Annotated in this window: 20 protein-coding genes; 5 read left to right on the top strand and 15 right to left on the bottom strand. The window is 66.3% G+C overall.

The features are described 5' to 3' along the window. The first annotated feature begins 261 nt into the window (after window positions 1-261). The gene (locus F467_RS0110980; RefSeq protein WP_018138370.1) at window positions 262-1,059 is read left to right on the top strand and encodes a hypothetical protein; all 798 of its coding nucleotides are present in this window, start codon (window positions 262-264) and stop codon (window positions 1,057-1,059) included. Window positions 1,060-1,424: 365 nt separating this feature from the next. Here F467_RS0110980 and F467_RS0110975 read toward each other — a convergent pair whose 3' ends face one another. The 6 genes from F467_RS0110975 to F467_RS0110950 form a co-directional block, all read right to left on the bottom strand. Then, complete coding sequence (locus tag F467_RS0110975) at window positions 1,425-2,165, bottom strand: secretin N-terminal domain-containing protein (RefSeq protein ID WP_018138371.1); 741 nt, start codon at window positions 2,163-2,165, stop codon at window positions 1,425-1,427. 61 nt (window positions 2,166-2,226) lie between these two features. Next, window positions 2,227-2,709: a hypothetical protein gene (locus F467_RS0110970; RefSeq protein WP_018138372.1), complete on the bottom strand. Its 483-nt coding sequence runs from the start codon at window positions 2,707-2,709 to the stop codon at window positions 2,227-2,229. A gap of 219 nt (window positions 2,710-2,928) precedes the next feature. Beyond that, window positions 2,929-3,381 carry a GNAT family N-acetyltransferase gene (locus tag F467_RS0110965; RefSeq protein WP_018138373.1) on the bottom strand — a complete coding sequence of 151 codons (453 nt, stop codon included), beginning with the start codon at window positions 3,379-3,381 and terminating at the stop codon, window positions 2,929-2,931. Window positions 3,382-3,572: 191 nt separating this feature from the next. After that, window positions 3,573-4,826, bottom strand: a complete 1,254-nt coding sequence (locus tag F467_RS0110960; protein ID WP_018138374.1) for a cyclopropane-fatty-acyl-phospholipid synthase family protein — start codon at window positions 4,824-4,826, stop codon at window positions 3,573-3,575. Then, the gene (locus F467_RS0110955) at window positions 4,826-5,596 is read right to left on the bottom strand and encodes a DUF1365 domain-containing protein (protein ID WP_018138375.1); all 771 of its coding nucleotides are present in this window, start codon (window positions 5,594-5,596) and stop codon (window positions 4,826-4,828) included. Before F467_RS0110955 ends, F467_RS0110960 begins: the two co-directional genes overlap by 1 nt. Window positions 5,597-5,605: 9 nt before the next feature. Then, the gene (locus tag F467_RS0110950) at window positions 5,606-6,979 is read right to left on the bottom strand and encodes an NAD(P)/FAD-dependent oxidoreductase (RefSeq protein WP_018138376.1); all 1,374 of its coding nucleotides are present in this window, start codon (window positions 6,977-6,979) and stop codon (window positions 5,606-5,608) included. A gap of 230 nt (window positions 6,980-7,209) precedes the next feature. Here F467_RS0110950 and F467_RS0110945 point away from each other — a divergent pair, with 230 nt between their 5' ends. Then, window positions 7,210-8,025: a DUF3429 domain-containing protein gene (locus tag F467_RS0110945; RefSeq protein WP_018138377.1), complete on the top strand. Its 816-nt coding sequence runs from the start codon at window positions 7,210-7,212 to the stop codon at window positions 8,023-8,025. Between the two features lie 30 nt (window positions 8,026-8,055). Beyond that, a complete protein-coding gene (gene folE, locus F467_RS0110940; RefSeq protein ID WP_018138378.1) occupies window positions 8,056-8,709 on the top strand; it encodes a GTP cyclohydrolase I FolE in 654 nt (217 codons plus the stop codon). Between the two features lie 45 nt (window positions 8,710-8,754). Here the strand turns inward: folE and F467_RS0110935 are convergent, their stop codons facing one another. Continuing rightward, window positions 8,755-10,497 (bottom strand): uracil-xanthine permease family protein, encoded by a 1,743-nt coding sequence (locus F467_RS0110935; RefSeq protein WP_018138379.1) that lies wholly within the window; start codon window positions 10,495-10,497, stop codon window positions 8,755-8,757. Between the two features lie 325 nt (window positions 10,498-10,822). Here F467_RS0110935 and F467_RS0110930 point away from each other — a divergent pair, with 325 nt between their 5' ends. Together F467_RS0110930 and F467_RS0110925 are read left to right on the top strand one after the other, a co-directional pair. Continuing rightward, on the top strand, window positions 10,823-11,431 hold the full coding sequence (locus F467_RS0110930; protein ID WP_018174139.1) for a class I SAM-dependent methyltransferase: 609 nt from the start codon (window positions 10,823-10,825) through the stop codon (window positions 11,429-11,431). 92 nt (window positions 11,432-11,523) lie between these two features. After that, window positions 11,524-11,736: a YjfB family protein gene (locus F467_RS0110925; RefSeq protein WP_012983163.1), complete on the top strand. Its 213-nt coding sequence runs from the start codon at window positions 11,524-11,526 to the stop codon at window positions 11,734-11,736. A gap of 108 nt (window positions 11,737-11,844) precedes the next feature. Here the strand turns inward: F467_RS0110925 and F467_RS0110920 are convergent, their stop codons facing one another. From F467_RS0110920 to mtnB, 8 genes are all read right to left on the bottom strand, one after another. Beyond that, window positions 11,845-12,537 (bottom strand): electron transport complex subunit E, encoded by a 693-nt coding sequence (locus F467_RS0110920; protein WP_018138381.1) that lies wholly within the window; start codon window positions 12,535-12,537, stop codon window positions 11,845-11,847. After that, the gene (rsxG, locus tag F467_RS0110915; protein WP_018138382.1) at window positions 12,534-13,211 is read right to left on the bottom strand and encodes an electron transport complex subunit RsxG; all 678 of its coding nucleotides are present in this window, start codon (window positions 13,209-13,211) and stop codon (window positions 12,534-12,536) included. Before rsxG ends, F467_RS0110920 begins: the two co-directional genes overlap by 4 nt. After that, window positions 13,204-14,265 (bottom strand): electron transport complex subunit RsxD, encoded by a 1,062-nt coding sequence (gene rsxD / locus F467_RS0110910; protein WP_018138383.1) that lies wholly within the window; start codon window positions 14,263-14,265, stop codon window positions 13,204-13,206. The genes rsxG and rsxD overlap by 8 nt, the downstream gene beginning before the upstream one ends. Beyond that, window positions 14,265-15,890 carry an electron transport complex subunit RsxC gene (gene rsxC / locus F467_RS0110905; protein WP_018138384.1) on the bottom strand — a complete coding sequence of 542 codons (1,626 nt, stop codon included), beginning with the start codon at window positions 15,888-15,890 and terminating at the stop codon, window positions 14,265-14,267. The genes rsxD and rsxC overlap by 1 nt, the downstream gene beginning before the upstream one ends. Before the next feature lie 32 nt (window positions 15,891-15,922). Further along, window positions 15,923-16,507 carry an electron transport complex subunit RsxB gene (gene rsxB, locus F467_RS0110900; protein ID WP_018138385.1) on the bottom strand — a complete coding sequence of 195 codons (585 nt, stop codon included), beginning with the start codon at window positions 16,505-16,507 and terminating at the stop codon, window positions 15,923-15,925. Further along, the gene (rsxA, locus tag F467_RS0110895) at window positions 16,504-17,082 is read right to left on the bottom strand and encodes an electron transport complex subunit RsxA (protein WP_017925285.1); all 579 of its coding nucleotides are present in this window, start codon (window positions 17,080-17,082) and stop codon (window positions 16,504-16,506) included. The genes rsxB and rsxA overlap by 4 nt, the downstream gene beginning before the upstream one ends. Before the next feature lie 171 nt (window positions 17,083-17,253). Then, window positions 17,254-17,949 (bottom strand): hypothetical protein, encoded by a 696-nt coding sequence (locus tag F467_RS0110890; protein ID WP_018138386.1) that lies wholly within the window; start codon window positions 17,947-17,949, stop codon window positions 17,254-17,256. Continuing rightward, complete coding sequence (gene mtnB / locus F467_RS0110885; protein WP_018138387.1) at window positions 17,946-18,566, bottom strand: methylthioribulose 1-phosphate dehydratase; 621 nt, start codon at window positions 18,564-18,566, stop codon at window positions 17,946-17,948. Before mtnB ends, F467_RS0110890 begins: the two co-directional genes overlap by 4 nt. Window positions 18,567-18,574: the final 8 nt, after the last annotated feature.

Below are 18,574 nucleotides of genomic sequence, written 5' to 3'. Positions count from 1 at the left end.
CCCTTCTGGGTGGACCTTTATGGTTCGCTCACGCACACGTCTCGGGCTTTTTATACGACGCCCGATCCGATCTTGTTTGTCTAGGGGGAGAATATGACCAGCACCGCTTTCAAGCGAAACGCACTCGTGGCTGCAATCGCTTTGGGCTCGGCGGCGATGATAGCGCCGTCCATTGGTTCCGCCGCACCGGTTGGTAACTTTGCTACCTCCAGTGATAACCGCTGGAGTGTGACGATTGGGGTGGAACACTCGCGGCGCGATATGGAGCAGCGTGGCGAGACGCGAGTTGGATCGGAATCCCTGTTAGAACGTGACATCCTCGTGAGCGAAGTAGGCGAGGTGCCGGTTGCTACGGAGTACGAATCCATCAGTGGTATTGACGCCCGGGAAGATCACTCGGACCTGTTCGCCCAGATCAACTTTTCGGTCACGCCGAGGATCGAACTGTATGGCCGTCTTGGTGCCAGCCGGACCCGGCTGAGTGGATTCAGCGATTTCGACAACCATTGGACCACGCGAGTGCAGTCTGGCGAGGGAGAATTCACCCAGCGTGAATCGACGCGACAGCCCGGAGATGAGTTGAGCTCGGGTCGCACCAATACGGGCTGGGTGGCCGCAGTGGGCGGCAAGTTCAACCTTCACGAATGGGAAGCGCAGAACGCGGCGCTGAATCTGGATGTGATGTATCAGTGGCGTGATGCCGATGCGAGCTGGAACCTCGCGTCTGATAATGGCGGCGGAGATCGGCTGGACATCGATGGCTATTCCAGCGAGGAGTGGCATGCAGCGCTGGTTGTCGAGCGAACGACTGGCAGCTTCCGTCCTTACGGCGGCATCAAGTACAGCCGGATCAAGTCGGACTATGACGTGGTGCGTTCCAGCTCGTGGTCGAGTGAACTGGATGGTCAGAGCGACACGCTCAGTATGCGAAACCAGCGAGAGCTGGGGTTCGTGGGCGGCATGGAGCAGCTGGTCAGCGACAACCTCAGCTTTGTGGGCGAAGTGCGCGCGGGAGACGAGACCGCGCTCAATCTCGGGATGCGTTATCGGTTCCAGTAGCCGACGCCGCCGGTTGTGCTACCGCAGAAGGCCCGCCATAGCAGCGGGCCTTCTTTTTTTGCCCCACATGTCCCCGGAACCGGCTTATCTTTAAGCCGCTTGTCGCAGAAGCGTCGACCGAAGCTGGACCGACCTGCTGCGGCCTGGGTCACCGATGGAACCCAGTTGGATCGCCTCACGCCGGCCGTAGCGGAGCGGTAGGCCAGTATCCATAACGTCGAGATTGGCAAAGTGGTGGGTACGAGCGACGCACCCCGATCGCCGATCATTCCTGCGCGGCTTCCGGAATGACGATCGCGAGGCGCTGGGCGCTACACGGAGCGCCGACGGTCTCGAAGAAAGGTCCGCGTTCCTTGGTCGGGCGGTCAATCGATCGGGTCGACCCGGATCTGAAGGGGCAGGGCGTCGCGTTCGCGGGTGGTGCGACGGGAGACAATGCCGCGTTCGTCGAGGTCGAGGGTGCGGCCCACTCCGGCGAGTTCGTGCCATGCACCGGGGTCGATGGTGATGGAGGATTCGAGGGACTGGCGTTCCACGCGGCCCATGGTGGTGTGGGGTGGCTGTTCGTGCAGCTGATAAATATCCACGCGGATGCGGCCGTCGGGCTGTGTGTGGGGTTGCACTCGGAAGCCGCGGGCGGTGTCGCGAAAGACGGGTTCCATGCCGAAGCCGGCGCGGCCGGCGAATACGCGGAAGCCGTGGGCCTCGGTCTCGCCGACCAGGATGATGGCCTCGGTGCCTTCGCGCAGGCGGATCTGCTGGGTCTGGTCGTCGTGGCGGGTGGTGGTCCAGCGCCGGGCGGTACCGCGGGCCTGGGTGCCATCCGGGCCGGATTCGATGTCGATCCCTGCACCGGTTTCCTGCCGGGGGCGCTCGCTGCTGCGGCGTACCGAGAGGACGAGATCCTGGGCGCTGTGGTCGAGTTCGGCCACGACCTCGCGGATCTGCACGAGGGTCTGGGCGTCGGCGCGAACCAGGAGGCGGAACCCATCGGCGCGCAGCGTGGCGGCATTCCCGAACAGGCCTTGTAGCTCTGGCAGGATCTCGGCGGCCGGGCGATTTTGCAGCGGGAGCACGGCGACCTCGGCCTGTGGGTCGCGGGCCAACGCGGGTGCCGAGAGTCCGGGCAGTAGCAGGCTCCCCGCCAGGATGCGCAGGGTGCGGCGCCTAGACCATGAGCCGGCGCAGTTCGATCGCTTCATCGCTGAGACTCCAGTTCGCCTCGAAATCCAGGGCGGCCCGCTGGGTGCCCCCACGATCATCGACATCCCCCCGAAGGATTCGTTGCCCTCCAGCCTGCGTCAGCTGCATCCAGCCGCTGTGGTCAGCGATTGCGGTCAGCGTCAGGGGGCTCTCCTCGGCGGCATCGAGCCGGCGCACGGTGACGGCGGTGGGCAGACGCTTGATGGTTTCGACCAGTCCAGGGATGCGATCGCGCAGCGCCAGATCGTCGTCTACCAGAATGCGGATGTCCGTATGCCGGTGGCGGCGCGCGATGTTGGCCAGATACGAGCCCAGCTGCAGCCCGCGAAACTCCGCCAGGAGTCCCACGCGCGCATGCAGCCAGAAGCGCCGCCGGGTTTGGTCCAGCAGCTCCCCGAGAAGCACGGCGGCATCTTCCATCACGGGGTCGGTAGTCGGTTCGGCCATGCAGTCGCCTCCGGGCAGGGTCTCTACTCAGCATAGGCAACTACCGCCCATCGCGCATCTACGCGCATGCGCAATCAATGGAGATGGATGATTCGGTTCGAGCGGCTGTGCCGGGAAGGGGCCGTACCAACAATCGTGGTCACCCACAGCGTGGTGTGCGGCACGGGACCATTGTCCCGAGTGTTTTCGGAGGACTCGCAACTCGCGAGCAGGTGTTGGTTACCTGGCCTGCGCCAGGGGCTGGCGGATGCGGCGGAGCATGCGGCGGTGGGGGATGCCGGCGTCCTCGAAGGTGTCGGAGATGATGAAGAAATCGTGCTGGGCGTAGAAGCCCAGGCGGGTGTTCTGGGCGTTTAGCCAGACCTCGCGCCAGCCATGGCGGATGGCGGCCTCGACGGCGTAGTCGAGCAGCCGCGAGCCGATGCCGTGGCCGCGCCAGGGTTCGCGCACGGCCATGCGCCCGATCTGACCGGAGGGCAGCATGCGCAGGGTACCGATGGGTTCTTCGCCGGGGCCGATGGCCAGCCAGTGCAATGCGGTCACATCCAGACCGTCGAATTCCAGCGGTTCGGGGACGCCCTGTTCGTCGATGAAGACCTCGCGTCGGACGGCGGAGATGGCTTCGGCGTCGGCGGGCCAGCTGGCCTCGCGGAACTGAATGCGTTGTTGCATGGCTGGGGTCCTCGACCAATCGGGGCTCGACCACACGGGGCGGGTGGTGCGCGGATCCCGCTTTCCATGAGCCCGGAAATTTGCATTCTAGTCGACGAATCCAGAACCGTCCTGTGACTGGTGTCCCAATAAACTGGTGATTGGGTACCAGTTTGCGCTCATCGGTGGGGAGGGGTCTTGAGAATCTTGGATTATTGGGAAGTTATGTGGGGCACGCGCTCGTCCCGGTCGTGGGGCTCCAGGACTACCTGCATCAGGTCGACACGCTGGTGCTCGAAACCGACTTCGCAGTAGGCGAGGTAGTAGCGCCACATGCGGAGGAACTCGGGCGAGTATCCCAGGGCCTCGATAACGGGTTCGGCATGGCGCACCTCGCGATCCCAGCGACGCAGGGTTTCGGCGTAGTCCTGCCCAAAGAACTGCTGATCGCCGATCGCGAGGCCCGCCTGGCGGGCGGCGGCGTTGAAGCGGGGGACGGACGGCAGCATCCCGCCCGGGAAGACATACATCTGGATGAAATCGGCGTTGTTGCGGTAATACTCGAACGCGGCTTCGTCGATGGTGATGACCTGCAGTGCGGCGCGCCCGCCTGGGCGCAGGCAGGCACGCAAGGTCTCGAAGAAGCTGGGCCACCATTGCTGTCCGACCGCCTCGAACATCTCGATCGAGACGACGTGATCGAACTGGCCGTGCAGATCCCGGTAATCCTGCAGGCGCAGTTCGACACGGTCGGAGAGACCGGCCCGCTCGATCCGCTCGCGAGCGTAGTCGAGCTGCTCTTGCGACAGGGTAATGGCCGTGACCTGATGGCCGCGACGCGCGGCGAGTTCGGCAAAGCCGCCCCAGCCGCACCCGATCTCGAGGATGTGGGACCCGGGGGCGGCGTCGAGTTGATCCAGCAGGCGCTCGTACTTGCGCTGCTGGGCACTTTCCAGTGCCTCGTCGCCGCGGCTGAACAGGGCCGCGGAGTAGCTCATGCTCGGATCCAGCCACATGCGATAGAAGTCGTTGCCTAGATCGTAGTGGAAGCGGATGTTGGCACGACTGCCGCGGCGGCTGTTGCGGTGCCACCAGTGGCGCAGGGCGTCGAATTGACGCTGGACCACGGGGCGAGCCGCAAGATCGGCCAGCGCCGCCTCGTTGTCGGTGGCGAGGTGCAGCAGGCCCTTCAGGTCCGGCGTATTCCAGTCCCCCGCAATATAGCCCTCGGCAAAGCCGAGATCGCCGTGGCGCAGGATGCGCAGCAGCGTCCGCCAGGGCCGCTTGAGGTGCCAGATCACTTCACGTCCGGGTTGCTCGCCCTGTACGACCTCCCGTTCCCCGCGTGGGCCGACCAGCGTCAATTGTCCCTGCTCGAGACCGCGCAGGGCCCGGGCGATCAGTTGCAGGGCCCAGTGCCGGCGGGTCCCGAACCCGGTCGTCGCGCTTCCTTGTTCGACGGACATCAGTGCATCTCCTTTTGCGGCGGCGCAGGGCGCGGGTGGTAGCGTCCGCCGCGCAGCCAGATCTTGAGTGCCTGCCAGTGAATCAGTGGCAGGACCTTGAGGGTCATCCAGGGCTGGTGCATCAATGCGGCCAGCAGCGTTCGGTCGGCAAAGTCGCGCAGGCGGCCGTGCTGGGTTGCGACCAGGAATGGTGAACCCGCCTGGGTCTCGCGGATTGCCAACCGCACGGTGGCCCCGCGTTCCAGCCGTGCGGGCGAGATGGTGAAGGCGTAGCGCGCATCCATGTCGATGAACGGGGATACATGAAAGGCCTTGTCCTTCTCCTTGCGTACCGGCGTAGTCAAGGTGCGACCGCCTTCGTGCAGCAGGTAGTGGTGGTGCTCGCCGAAGGTGTTGCGGACTTCCAGCAACACGCCACGCAACCCGCCATCCGCGTGATAGGCGAACCAGACGCTGAGCGGGTTGAACGCGTGCCCGAATACGCGCGGCATCGCGAGCAGGTGGATCGCGCCGCCCGCGAGTTCAATGCCGTGCTCCGCGAGATGGGACTCGATCCAGGGCCGCCAGGGACGGCCATCGCGCGGGCCGTGGTCGCGGGTATGCAGGCTGAACAGGTTGAAACGGTCCAGCGAGAACAGCCGGCAGCGTTCTGCGGTGGTCTCCAGGCGATCAATGTCGAACAGCGCGGCGATTACCGGGTAGCGAAAGCGATACGCCGGCGTTGCAATGCGCTGGTGCATGACCGATGTATAGACCAGGGCCGCGTCCATGCCAGTGCCTCAGGCATCCTCGGGGCGCGCAGCCGGTGCCGCGGTCGGCGTCGCGCCGCCGCCGTTGACCGGCTCCGAATCCACCGCCACCGGCGCGGGTGTAGCACTCGGCGTGGAGTCCCAAGGGGGCGCGATGCCCATCGCCTCGCCGATCACGACGGCGGAGCGTAGCCCGTCCTCGTGGAAGCCGTCGCCCATCCAGGCCCCGGCGAAATAGAGTCCGTCCTGGCCCTGGCAGTCCATCAGGCGCTGGCGGGCGGTCTCGGCGGGGGCATCCATTACGGGATGTTCCCAAAGGTGCTCTCCGAGCACTGCGGTGGGGTGGGGCTCGCGCCAGGGATTCAGGCTGATCACGTAGTCGCGGCGACGCTCCAGGTTGTGCAGGCGGTTCATCCAGTAGGAGACCGAAACCCGTTCACCAGGCTGCGTGGTGCGTCCGCTCAGGTAGTTCCACGAGGACCAGACGCGGCGTGAGCGGGGCATCAGGGTGGCGTCGGTATGCACGATGGCGCGGTTTTCCTGGAAGCGGCAGTCCGCCAGCAGGCCGTCGAGCGCGGGCATGGTTCGCCCCAGGAGGCGGCGGGCGTCGTTCGCATGACAGGCGAACACGACTTGATCGAATCCCTCGGAGCGCTCCGCGGTCAGCACACGCCACTGGCCGCCTTCGGGGATCACGGCGCGGACGGCCTCGTGGATGACGCTACGTGGCTCGAGCCGCGCGGCGAGGCGCTGCACATATTCGCGGCTGCCACCGCGCACGGTGCGCCACTGCGGGCGGTCGCGCAGGTCCAGCAGCCCGTGGTTGCGAAAGAACCGCAGGAAACTCGCGGACGGGAACTCGCGGATGGACTCCGGCGGCGCGGACCAGATCGCGGCGGCCATCGGCAACAGGTAGTCCTCGATGAAACCCTGGCCAAAGCGGTGCCGCGACAGAAAATGGCCCAAGGTGCCCTGCGGGGTCTCGCCGCGCTCGAACAGTCGATGCCCCAGGCGGTTGAAGCGCAGGATGTCGGCGCCCATACGCAGAAAGCGCGGGCTGAGCAGGTTGCGCCGCTGCGCGAACAGGGTGTTCAGGTCGCTGCCGGCGTATTCCACGCCGTGGGGATGCCGGGAACAGGAGAACGACATTTCAGTCGGCTGGGTCGGCACGCTCAGGTCGCGAAAAAGGCGGGTCAGCAGCGGGTAGTTGCGCTCGTTGTACACCACGAAGCCGGTATCGAGGTGCGTGGGGCCCTCCGGGTCGGATACCTCGATGGTGTGGGCGTGACCGCCCAGTTCGGGCGCCGCCTCGAACAGGCGCACCTGGTGACGCGACTGCAGGATCCAGCCGCTGGCCAGCCCGGCGATGCCGCCGCCGATGACGGCGATGCGAGAGGTGCTCATGATGACGGTTCCGATTCCATCAAAGGGTGATGTACATCTTATACAATACCTGTACAATGCCTGCAAATGGTCGTCGTCCAGAATACGGCGCACAGTGAGCCCCGCACAGCCCGGGGCGCGGAGGGTGCAGCGATGCGTAGGGGTAGTCGGTTGCTTGTGGTGATAGAGCTGTTGTGGGCAGGCCTGACGTCCGAGGACCGGCGTTTGCGCGCCGCGATTGAGGCCGCGTTATGAACGACACCGCCCAGACCATGAGCGGCTGGCCTGCCGAGGTGCGCCAGGCACTGGTCGAGCACGAGGTCGTCGCGATCACCTCCGGGCTGTCCGATGTGCGCGATGCTGTGGCCCTGCTGGATGCAATGCTGCCCGGTCGCTGGGTGCGCCTGGAGTGGGGCATGGGCTCTGCTCACAACCGCGAGCAGTTTCATGCCCTGCAGCAGGCGACCGGGGCCGATGTATTGCCCTATTTCGTTGCGCGGGACGGTGCAATCGGGGGGCTCCCCGAATTGCGTGAGTACCTCGGTGCGCGGGCTGTCGCGGCCGGGGCCAACCGAGGTCCGCGTGACGTCGCGGAACGGGCAGGGCAGACGCAACAGTCCCAGGAAGCCTCGGCACCGATGCTTCAGGTGCTGGGATACGGAGGTCTGATCCCCTTTGTGGTCCTGGGCTTCGGGGCCTGGATGGCCCAGCCGGAATGGCAGGTTTTCGCGCTGGAGGCCCTGGCGTTTTATGGTGCCGTCATCCTGTCGTTTCTCGGAGCGATCCACTGGGGCCTTTACCTGGCGGATCGTGAGCACCGGGTGGGCCCGCTGTCGGCACCCGTGTGGGCGGTGGTCCCGGCGATCCTCGCCTGGCTGGCGTTGCTCCAACCGCTGCCCGAGGCGCTGATGACCCTGGCCGCGCTGTTTTTGGGGGCGCTGTGGGTGGACCGGTTGAGCCTGCGTGGGCGGCCGTTGCCGCGCGGGTACCTGGGACTGCGCATGGCGCTGACTGCGGGGGCTATCGTTTCGCTGGCCTCCGGGCTGGCCGTTATCATGGTGCGCTGACGCGCCCGCACGCCCCTAGGAATGCCGAAGATGGCACAGAACAAGGACCTATCGATGCAAGCAGATGCCCGTACCGCGGACGAACCCGTGACCAGCGCAGCCGATGGGCGGCCGCTGCCGGCCCCCGAGGCCCTGGCCCGTCATTATCGCGAGATCCTCGCCGGCCTGAATGAAGACCCGAACCGCGAGGGTTTGCTGGATACGCCGATGCGGGCGGCCAAGGCGATGCAGTACCTGACCCGGGGCTATCACCAGGACCTCGACACGATCGTCAACGGCGCGCTGTTCAGCTCCGACAACGACGAGATGGTGCTGCTGCGCGATATCGAGCTGTACTCGCTGTGCGAGCACCACCTGCTGCCGATCATCGGCAAGGTGCATGTCGCCTACCTGCCGAATGGCAAGGTGATCGGCCTCTCCAAGATCGCGCGGATTGTCGATATGTTCGCCGCGCGCCTGCAGATCCAGGAAAACATGACGCGGCAGATCGCCGAGGCCCTGAAGCAGGTCACCAATGCCAAGGGCGTGGGCGTGGTCGTGGACGCCAAGCACATGTGCATGACCATGCGCGGGGTGGAGAAGCAGCACTCCTCGATGGCGACGTCGGTGATGCTGGGTGCCTTCCGCGAAGATGCGCGTACCCGTCGCGAGTTCCTCAACCTGATCCACGGCTCCCGCGACTGAACCGCTGGCGGCGGGGCCCTGAACCGGCGAACCGGCGTCGAGTGATTACATCGGGCGCAGCGGGATACTGAACGAGATGTAGTTGACCCCGGCCATGCGCAGGTGTCGCACATCCTGCGCGAGGCTATTCAGCAGGTACAGCCCCAGTTCGCGCAGGGACTGCTCGTCGTTGTGACCCCATTGCCGGGCCTTGCGCAGCGAGGCCTCGTCGACTTCGGCCGCCGCACTGCGGTCGATCATCTCCACCGCGAGGTGTTCGCCCTCGCGTTCCAGACGGACATCCACCGGGCGGCTGCGCCCCGGCTCGCTGGCGGCCTGTTCGGACAGGTGCATGAACACCTCTTCCAAGGCCACCTGCAGCTTGACGGACTGCTTCTCCGGCAGACTCAGGCTCTCGCCGAACTCCCGCGCCATGGCCTGGATCTGCGGCAGGGATTCGGCCTCGGGCGCGAAGGTGCTGCGGCGTCGTGGGCGCGGGCGCAGGTTGAAGATCAGGCTGATGGCGACCGCGACGGTGCCGCCGGTGGTCACGCTGTTGTTCATGAACGGCCCCAGCGCGTCCGGGATCAAGTGATGGAAGAACAACTGGTTCTGGAACAGGAAGCCGGTGGAGAACGCCACGCCGATGATCAGCCCGCTCTGGTAGCTCAGGCCGTCCTGTGCGCACAGGCGAATGCCGGCCACGAACAGCAGCGCCAGAAGGATCAGCAGGAAGGCTCCGAAGACCGGGCCGGGGAGCGAGATCATCACCATGTTGAGTTTGGGGATGAGTGCGACCAGGGCGAGGAAGCCGGCGAAGTAGTAGCCGACACGCCGCGCAGCCATGCCGGTCAGCTCGATCGAGGACACGCCGATCCCGTAGGTGGTGTTCGGCAGCGTACCCAGGCCGCCGGCGATCATGTTGCCGACCCCGTCCGCATAGAGGCCGCCGCGCACGCGGTCGTAATCAACCTTGCGCGGGGTCCGGTGGGAGTTGCGTTGCGCGACCATGGTGTCGCCCACTGACTCGACCGATCCGACCAGGGTGACGATGATGAAGGTCAGAAGTAGTGTGAACCAGGCGGTCGAGAACTCGAAGTTGAAGCCCGGCCATTCCAGTGGCGGCAGACCCAGCCAGGCGGCGTCCGCGACCCTGGAAAAGTCCGTGATGTTGAATGCAACCGCCACCGCGACGCCAACCCCGAGCCCGATGATGGGTGCCCAAAGGCGCAGCATGCGACCGCCGAAGATCGCCAGCAGGATGGTGAACCCGAGCGTAAACAGGGCGACGACCAGGGCGCGCCAGGTGCCCTCGTACTCGCCTTCTCCATGCATCATGTCGGCCGTGGACGGGATCACGGTCAGCACCAGCAGCATGATCACGACCCCGCTGACGGTCGGCGTTATGATGCGCCGGAACAGGCCCAGGTAGCGGGCGAACAGTAACTGTGCGGGTGCGGACAGGATGGCCAGCGTCGCGACCAGCGCCATGCCGCCGACCATGGCCGCCTCGATGCCGACGGCCAGATACGCGGTCGAGGTGCCCATGAAGATCAGGTAGCCCGAACCGACCGGCCCGACGCGACGAACCTGGACCAGCGTGGCGAGCGCACTGCCGATGAGTGCGGCAAAGACGGTCCACTGGGTGGCGGCCAGGTCGAGGCCGATGGTGCGCGCCAGAATCAGGGGCGCGAGGATAATGGTCGGGGCGACCAGGATCAGACTCTGAAGGGCGCTGAGCGCGCATTTCCCGACCGGCGGATGGTCATCCACCTCGTAGAGAATCTTCGATTGCGAGGGTTCGGTCATTGCATCACCGCGTGGGGAGCACGAAAGCGCCGAATCGTATCAGGGTAAGGGGGGAGTGACCGCGCAGGCGTGAGTCAGGCGTTGGCCCGCGCCGACCCCGGTCGTGGGCCCGGACAAAAAAATGGCCCGGTGGGAGTCCGGGCCGAACGTTCAGACAACCGTGTGATGGAGTCTTCTAGTCTGAACGGCGGAACTGCGGCGGCCGTTGCCAGGCGCCGATTTTTCCGCTCTTGCCTCGGTGGACAGGGGTGTTGCCCACAGGTTCCTTCCGGATTCGGGCATCACGCGAACGCGTTCACACTTTGCGGCGCGTAGAATGGTTTCCATGCGCGGAGTGGAACAGATTCCCTGGCTTTATGACGCTCTGATGGGGCTGGCGGACGCGCTTGGTTTCCGTGGCTGGCGCCGGCGTCTCGTCGTGAGGGCACGGGGTCGTGTCCTCGAGCTGGGCTGCGGCACGGGCCGCAATCTTCCTCTGTATTCCGACCCGACGCAGCTCGTCGCACTCGATCCAGACCTGGCGGCCCTGCATCGGGCACGTGAACGCGCACCCGGGGCGCTTTTTGTGGTCGCCCGGGCCGAGGCATTGCCATTTGCCGATGGACAGTTCGACACGGTCGTCTCGGGGCTGGTGTTCTGTTCGGTTCAGGACCCGGAGCGGGGGCTGGGGGAGATCCTCCGTGTGCTGGGCGCCGAGGGCCAGTTACGCATGCTCGAGCACGTGCGGCACCGGCGCCCGAGCCTGGCCTGGGTACAGGATCGCGTACAGCCGACCTGGACCTGTGTGACCGGGGGCTGCCACCCGAACCGTGATACCGAGGCCGCGGTGGAGCGCGCCGGGTTCGCGATCGAGGCAGAGGATCGCGAGTCGCGCGGGGTCATGCGGCGCTTCGTGGCCCATCCAAAAAAATTCGAGGCGAACTCTAAAGTCTGAGCATGCGTGGTCGTCACCCCGGGAGAGCCAGGTCCGAGTCGGTGTTAATTACACCCGGCGGGCTGGCTCTACATTCGAATCAGGAGTGAACGATGGATGCCAGTGCGATTGCCAGCCAGGCCACGCAGATGAGCCAGCAGAATATCGCAGCGCAAAAGGATGTGGCGGTGCAGAAGAAGGCCATGGAATCGGAAGAGATGGCGGCACAGGGCCTGTTGCAGGCCATGCCGAACATCAGCGAGATGCAGGCGACCTCCCAGGGCCTGCCCGACCACGTGGGCAATAACGTCGACACGACCGCCTGATTGCCCATACGGTCACTCAGGGGAACACTGATCAGTGGTTCCCTTTACGCCCCGCCGGAGCGCCCCGGTGGGGCGTTTTCGTTGATGGGGCCTGTACGGTCCGTCTGATCAGGTGGTCTCGGAAGCCTCGGCGCGGGATTCGTCGGCAGCGGGCTCCGGCGCGGTCGCCGTGTGCTGGTCGATCCAGTTCTTGGCGGCGATCAGCAGGCCCATGGCCATGAACGCGCCAGGCGGCAGCAGGGCCAGCAGGAAGCCGTGCTCGGACGGGAAGATCTGGATGGTCATCGCGTGGCCCCACTCGCCGAACAGCAGGTGGGCGTTGTCCATCAGCGTGCCCTGGCCCAGGACCTCGCGCAGTGCGCCCAGCGCAATCAGTACGCCGGTAAAGCCCAGCCCCATCATCAGCCCGTCCAGCGCGGCGCGCGGGACCGAGTTGCGCGAGGCGAATGCCTCGGCGCGGCCGATGATCGCGCAGTTGGTGACAATCAGCGGGATGAAGATGCCGAGGATCAGGAACAGGCCGTGGAACCAGGCGTTCATCGCCAGCTCGATCGCGGTCACGATGGAGGCGATGATCAGCACGTAGACCGGGATGCGGATCTCCGGGCGGGCGTGGCGGCGGATCATCGAGACCAGCACGTTCGACAGCAGCAGCGTCAGGGTGGTCGCGATGCCCAGCCCGATGGCGTTGACCATCGTCCCGGAGATCGCCAGCAGCGGGCACAGGCCGAGCAGCTGGACCAGGCCCGGGTTGTTGTTCCACAGGCCGTCGCGAATGATGTCGGTCAGGGTCGGGTTCATCGGTCGTCCTGTTCCGTGAGCGGCTCGACCACCGCGCCTTCCTCTTCCTTCGGCGCGGTCGAGAGCAGGTCGTCGCGGTAGTCGTCGAAGTATTCCAGTGTGCGGCGGACGGCGCGAACCACCGCACGCGGGGTAATGGTGGCGCCGGTGAACTGGTCGAACACGCCGCCATCGCGGCGCACCGCCCACTCGCCAGGCTCGGGGTCGCCCAGGGAGCGGCCTTCGAAGCCATGGATCCAGTCGGAGCGCTCGGCCTCGATGGCATCGCCCAGTCCCGGCGTCTCGCGATGGCTGGAGACGCGCACGCCGAGCAGTTCACCGTCGCGGTCGACGCCGATCAGCAGATGGATGTTGCCGCTGTAGCCGTCGCGCGCGACCGCCGAGAACACGATGCCCATGACATTGTCGTCTGTGTCGCGGGCGAACCACGCCGGCAGGTTGTCGCCTCCCAGACGCTCGTCGCTCAGGGCCATCGTGTCGTGCACCGGGTCATTGGCGTAATCGAGATCGCCGGTGAGCTCCGCGATGCGGTTGCGGTTGACCTCCATGCGGTTGTCCGCGATGCGCGCCTCGGTGCCTTCCTGCACCAGCGCGACCAGCCCGGCGCCGGCCGCTGCAAAGCCGGCCAGCAGGACGGTGGCGATCAGGATATCGCGCGGTTTCAGGTTAAGCATGACCGTCGCCTGGCGGCGGCCCGCCGCGGCTGCGCCCGAAGACTCGGGGTCGCGTCAGGTGGTCGAGCGTCGGGGCGACCATGTTCATCAGCAGTACGGCAAAGGCGACCGCGTCCGGGTAGCCGCCCCAGGTGCGGATCACGAAGATCAGCACGCCGATCCCGGCCCCGTAGAGGATGCGTCCGAGCGGGGTGGTGGACGCGGAGACCGGATCGGTGGCGATGAAGAACGCGCCGATGATCACCGCCCCGGAGAACACGTGGAAGGCGGGCGAGGCGAACGAGTCCGGGTCCAGCAGCCAGAAGAAGCCGGCCGGGATGGCCACGCCGAGGATGACCGCCACCGGGATGTGCCAGTGGATGATGCGGCGGAACAGCAGGTACAGCCCGCCGAGCAGGAAGAAATTGCCGACCCATTCCCAGCCCGTCTCGGTGAAGGTGCCGAACAGCGGGCTGGCGGTGATCTCGCCGACCGTGCGTCCGGAAACAAGCCCTTCGCGCATCGCGTCGAGCGGGGTTGCGCGCGTGACCGCGTCCCACTCCTGGGCGCCGGGGAGGCTGCCGGTCAGCACCGTCTGCAGGCTTTGCAGCAGGGTGAGGGGGGATTCCGGCAGCGTGGTGGCGGCCGGCCAGAGCGCCATCTCGCGCGGGAACGAGACCAGCACGACGACATAGCCGACCATCGCGGGATTGAACGGGTTGTAGCCCAGCCCGCCGTACAGGTGTTTGGCGACGATGATCGCGAACGCGATCCCGATCAGCGTGACCCAGAACGGCGCCAGTGGCGGGATCGCCAGCGCGAACAGCCAGCCGGTAACGATCGCGGAGTTGTCCGCCAGCGTGGCCATGACGGGCCGCTTGCGCGCGGCGACCATCGCCGCCTCGAAGGCCACCGCGAACAGCACGCCCAGCAGCACGTTGACCAGCACGCCCCAGCCGAAGAACCAGGTCATCGCCAGGGTGCCAGGCACCAGCGCCATCAGGACCTGCTGCATCACGCCGCCCACGGAGTGCGCCGGGATTACATGGGGCGAGGATTGCGTACGAAAGCGCATCAGCGGTCGTCCCCGTCCCGGGTGTCATTAGTCGTGGACGTTTCCTCGCCGTTCGTCTCCGAGCCGGTCCCCTTCTCGCTATTCTTCTCGGAGCCTTCCGCGCGGGCCGCCTTTTTCTTCTGCGCGCGTTCCAGTGCCGCCTGGATCGCCGCCTGCTTGTCGCCGTCGTTTTCCTTGTTCTTCACCGCGGCCTTCTTTTTCGCCAGGCGTTCGGCCTTCTCGCGCTCCTCGCGCTCGATGCGTTCCTGGCGGAATTCGTAGCGCTCGCGCGCGATGTCCGACTTCTGGCGCTCCTTCTCCCGCGCCCAGATCTCGTTCTTGGCATAGCGGTAGTACTGCACCAGCGGGATGTTGCTGGGACAGACATAGGCGCAGCAGCCGCATTCGATGCAGTCGAACAGCCCGTAGTCCTGGATCGCGTCGAAGTCCTTCGCCTTCGCCTGCCAGTACAGCTGCTGTGGCAGCAACTGGGCCGGGCAGACGGCCGCACACTCGGCGCAGCGGATGCAGGGCATGACCGGGCCGGGGGACGGCGTGTCCTGGGGGCGTGTGGCGAGCAGGCAGTTGGTGGCCTTGATCACCGGGATGGAGTCATCGTGGACCGCGAAGCCCATCATCGGGCCGCCCATCACCAGCCGGTCGACGCCTTCGGCATAGCCCCCGGCCGCCTCGATGACGTCGGCGAACGGGGTGCCGAGCAGGGCCTCCACGTTGCGCGGGTGTTTCACGCCGGGGCCGGTGACCGTGACGATGCGGGACAGCAGCGGACGGCCCTGAATCACCGTGTCGCAGATCGCCTTGAAGGTGCCCGGGTTGTGGCAGACCATCCCGAGATCCGCGGGCAGTCCGCCGCTCGGGACCTCCTGGCCGGTCAGAACCTTGATCAGCTGGCGTTCGCCCCCGGTGGGATAGATCGAGGGGACCGATACCAGCTCGATCAGGTCGCGCAGCTCGGTCGGCAGGGTCTCGGTCAGTGCCCGCATGGCCTCGGGCATGTTGTCCTCGACCGCGAACAGCACGCGCTCCACGCCCAGCAGGCGGGCGGTGATGCGGATGCCTTCGAATACCGCCTCGGGGGCGGTGCGCAGCAGCATGTCATCGGCGCTGATGTAGGGCTCGCACTCTGCCCCGTTGACGATCAGTGTGTGGATGCGCTGGCCGGCGCGCGGGTTCAGCTTGACCGCGGTGGGGAAGGCCGCGCCGCCTAGCCCGACGATGCCCCCGGCGCGCAGGCGCTGGCGCAGTGCGCGCAGGTCGCGGGTATCCCAGTCCAGCCAGGGTTCCATGCGGGCATCGCCCCATTCGTCGCGCCCGTCGGGCTCGATGACCACACAGGGGGCGTTGAGGCCCGAGGGATGCGGTACCGGGTAGAGGTCGATGTCCGCTACCTTGCCGGAGGTGGGCGCGTGCACGTGGGCGGCGATGTAGCCCTTGGACTGGCCGATGCGCTGGCCCTTGGTCACGTGATCGCCGACCTGGACACAGGCCTCGGTCGCCTCGCCGATGTGCTGGCCGAGCGGCACGGTCAGTTTCGCGGGCACGCCCATCACCAGTACCGGCTCGGCGGTACTGGCGTCGGTCTCGTCGGCCAGTTTCAGGCCTCCATGGAAGCGGTGCAGCTGCATCGGCGTATTCTAACGGTTCGCGGAAAAGCGGCTTAATGGCCGCTGCGCGAGACGTCCGCAATCGCGTAAATGGGCCGCTCGATGGGCGAGGGTTCCGGCTCCGCCCAGCGCCACTCGGTGATATCGGTCTGGACCGGCACCATGTCGATGCAGTCGACTGGACAGGGTTCGATGCACAGTTCGCAGCCGGTGCATTCCTCCTCGATCACGGTATGCATCTGCTTGGCTGCGCCCAGGATGGCGTCCACCGGGCAGGCCTGGATGCACAGGGTGCAGCCGATGCAGATGTTTTCGTCGATCACCGCGACGGCCTTTTCCTGTTCCTCTTCTTCCAGCGGGGTCGGCTCGCGGTCCAGCAGGTCCGCCAGCGCCTGGACCGTGGCCTGGCCACCGGGCGGGCAGCGGTTGATGTCGGCTTCGCCTGCAGCGATCGCCTCGGCATAAGGGCGGCAGCCAGGGTAGGAGCACTGGCCGCACTGGGTCTGGGGCAGCAGGGCGTCGATCTGGTCGACGACCGGATCCGCCTCGACGCGAAAGCGCTGCGCGGCAAAGCCGAGGATCAGTCCGAACGCGGCGGCCAGACCGCCGATCGCGAGGATGGCGTAGACGACACTCACAGCCGCACCAGCCCGGAGAAGCCCATGAACGCCAGCGACATCAGGCCCGCGGTGACCATGGCGACCGCGCTGCCGCGAAAGACCACGGGCACATCGGCCACCGCGATGCGTTCACGAATGGCGGAGAACAGGATCAGCACCAGGGAGAAGCCGACCGCGGCGCCGAAGCCGTAGAGCGCGGATTCGACGAAGTTGTGTGCCTCCTGGACGTTCAGCAGGGCCACGCCCAGCACCGCGCAGTTGGTGGTGATCAGCGGCAGGAAGATGCCCAGCACGTTGTAGAGCAGCGGGCTGGTCTTGCGCACCACCAGCTCGGTGAACTGGACCACGGCGGCGATCACGAGGATGAACGCGATGGTGCGCAGGTACTCGAGCCCCAGTGGGGTCAGCAGGTATTCGTTGATCACGTAGGAACTGACCGCGGACAACGTCAGCACGAAGGTCGTGGCCAGGCCCATGCCGGTGGCCGTCTCGACCTTGCGCGAGACCCCCATGAACGGGCACAGGCCCAGAAACTTCACCAGTACGAAGTTGTTCACGAGGATCGTACTGATGAGGATCAGGACGTATTCCACGTTAATTCCGAGTCGTCAGGTCAACAAAATAGTATCAGGGACTGCTTATCCCGACTCAACCCTTCCGGGGCGCTGGTTTTGCGTGGGAGCGGGCCTGCCCGCGAAGCCCCTGCAATAGCCGGACCTTGGCGGGCGGCATTCGCGGACAGGCTTGCCCCTGCAGGATAGAGTCTAGTCGCCTGCCGGGATGAGCGATTCCAGGCTGCGCAGTGGGTGTTGGTCGGTAGCCGCCGGGTCGGTGAACGGGCGGGCGGTCTGCAGCCAGGCCTGGTGTGCGGCATCCAGCTCCTCGCCGCGCACCGACAGCAGCATGATCGCCTCCGGCGCGATGCCGATCTCGTCGGCCAGACGGCGGTAGCTGCCGGCATCGCGGCGACCGCCGATGCGGGTGTCGAACAGCCCGGTCAGACGCTGCTCCACCTCCGGATACGGGCCGTGACGCAGCCAGTCGCGCTGGACCGGGGCCGGGCTCGCACCAAAGCTGTACAGGGCCACGCTGGCATCGTCCAGCGCCATCAGGGCGCGGGCCGTGTCGTCCGACAGCTCAGGGCGCAGCATCGAGGCCTCCAGGGCGTCGGCCCAGATCAGCCCCTGTAGCTGGCGCAGGGGCGTGATGTCCTGTCCGCCGCGAATCCAGGCGCGGATCTGCGCGAGCAGCCCGTCGACGTCCAGCTCGCGGCCGGAATAGGCGAGGATATCCGCGAGCACGCGTTGCACCGCGGTACTCTCCGCGTGGCGCTCGAGAAAGCCCGGCAAGGCCTCCAGGGAATAGGGCTCGAGCGTGTCGCGCAGTACGCCGGGCGGCGCCAGCACCCCCTCGAACGCGAGGATCAGGGCCTGGGGCGCGGGATTCGGTGACATGTTCATCGGCTCATCTGGTGTGCAAGCGTCTCGCACTGGAACATGAATTCGAAGGCCTCGACCCGGTGCAGTGCCAGCTCCACGCTCGCGCCCCAGGTATAGAGGCCGTGGCCGCCGATCAGGAACCCGGCGAGATTCGGCTCGCGGGTCATGGCGGCGTCGACCCGCGCGGCCAGTTGCTGTACGTCGGGGTCGTTCGCGAACACGGGCAGGTCCAGGCCCCGCGCGGGATTCTTCACGCCGGGCAGTTCGCGCAGGACCTCGTAGTCGCGCAGGGCAAGCGTGCCGGTGAACTGGCGCGACAGTACGGTCGCATGTACGGAATGCGTGTGCAGCACGGCGCCCAGCTGGACATCGTGGCGGTACATGATGATGTGCAGGAAGGTCTCCGGGGCCGGCTCTTCGCTGCCGGCGACCACGTGGCCGTCGAGATCGACCACCAGGAAGTCGTGGCGGTCGAGAAAGCTCTTCTCGCGATTGGGCGCGGTGACGGCGATATGCCGGTCGTCCAGGCGCGCGGAGAAGTGGCCGGTGCGCGCGGGCAGCCAGCCGCGCGCCGAGAGATCGCGGCCTGCTTCGGCCAGCAGGCGTACCTGCGCCAGGAATTCGGGGCTTTGGTCCATGCGTCCGG

Source organism: Thioalkalivibrio sp. ALJ12, from assembly GCF_000378305.1.
Classification (GTDB): Bacteria; Pseudomonadota; Gammaproteobacteria; order Ectothiorhodospirales; family Ectothiorhodospiraceae; genus Thioalkalivibrio.
This window is presented reverse-complemented; position numbering and strand designations above follow the sequence as displayed.

Bases quoted from the DNA above. Each gene is read 5' to 3' on its own strand.
- F467_RS0110980 (WP_018138370.1), top strand. From the start codon at position 262: ATGGAGCAGCGTGGCGAGACGCGAGTTGGATCGGAATCCCTGTTAGAA.
- F467_RS0110970 (WP_018138372.1), bottom strand. From the start codon at position 2,709: ATGGCCGAACCGACTACCGACCCCGTGATGGAAGATGCCGCCGTGCTT.
- F467_RS0110965 (WP_018138373.1), bottom strand. From the start codon at position 3,381: ATGCAACAACGCATTCAGTTCCGCGAGGCCAGCTGGCCCGCCGACGCC.
- F467_RS0110960 (WP_018138374.1), bottom strand. From the start codon at position 4,826: ATGTCCGTCGAACAAGGAAGCGCGACGACCGGGTTCGGGACCCGCCGG.
- F467_RS0110955 (WP_018138375.1), bottom strand. From the start codon at position 5,596: ATGGACGCGGCCCTGGTCTATACATCGGTCATGCACCAGCGCATTGCA.
- F467_RS0110950 (WP_018138376.1), bottom strand. From the start codon at position 6,979: ATGAGCACCTCTCGCATCGCCGTCATCGGCGGCGGCATCGCCGGGCTG.
- F467_RS0110945 (WP_018138377.1), top strand. From the start codon at position 7,210: ATGAACGACACCGCCCAGACCATGAGCGGCTGGCCTGCCGAGGTGCGC.
- folE (WP_018138378.1), top strand. From the start codon at position 8,056: ATGGCACAGAACAAGGACCTATCGATGCAAGCAGATGCCCGTACCGCG.
- F467_RS0110935 (WP_018138379.1), bottom strand. From the start codon at position 10,497: ATGACCGAACCCTCGCAATCGAAGATTCTCTACGAGGTGGATGACCAT.
- F467_RS0110930 (WP_018174139.1), top strand. From the start codon at position 10,823: ATGCGCGGAGTGGAACAGATTCCCTGGCTTTATGACGCTCTGATGGGG.
- F467_RS0110925 (WP_012983163.1), top strand. From the start codon at position 11,524: ATGGATGCCAGTGCGATTGCCAGCCAGGCCACGCAGATGAGCCAGCAG.
- F467_RS0110920 (WP_018138381.1), bottom strand. From the start codon at position 12,537: ATGAACCCGACCCTGACCGACATCATTCGCGACGGCCTGTGGAACAAC.
- rsxG (WP_018138382.1), bottom strand. From the start codon at position 13,211: ATGCTTAACCTGAAACCGCGCGATATCCTGATCGCCACCGTCCTGCTG.
- rsxD (WP_018138383.1), bottom strand. From the start codon at position 14,265: ATGCGCTTTCGTACGCAATCCTCGCCCCATGTAATCCCGGCGCACTCC.
- rsxC (WP_018138384.1), bottom strand. From the start codon at position 15,890: ATGCAGCTGCACCGCTTCCATGGAGGCCTGAAACTGGCCGACGAGACC.
- F467_RS0110890 (WP_018138386.1), bottom strand. From the start codon at position 17,949: ATGAACATGTCACCGAATCCCGCGCCCCAGGCCCTGATCCTCGCGTTC.
- mtnB (WP_018138387.1), bottom strand. From the start codon at position 18,566: ATGGACCAAAGCCCCGAATTCCTGGCGCAGGTACGCCTGCTGGCCGAA.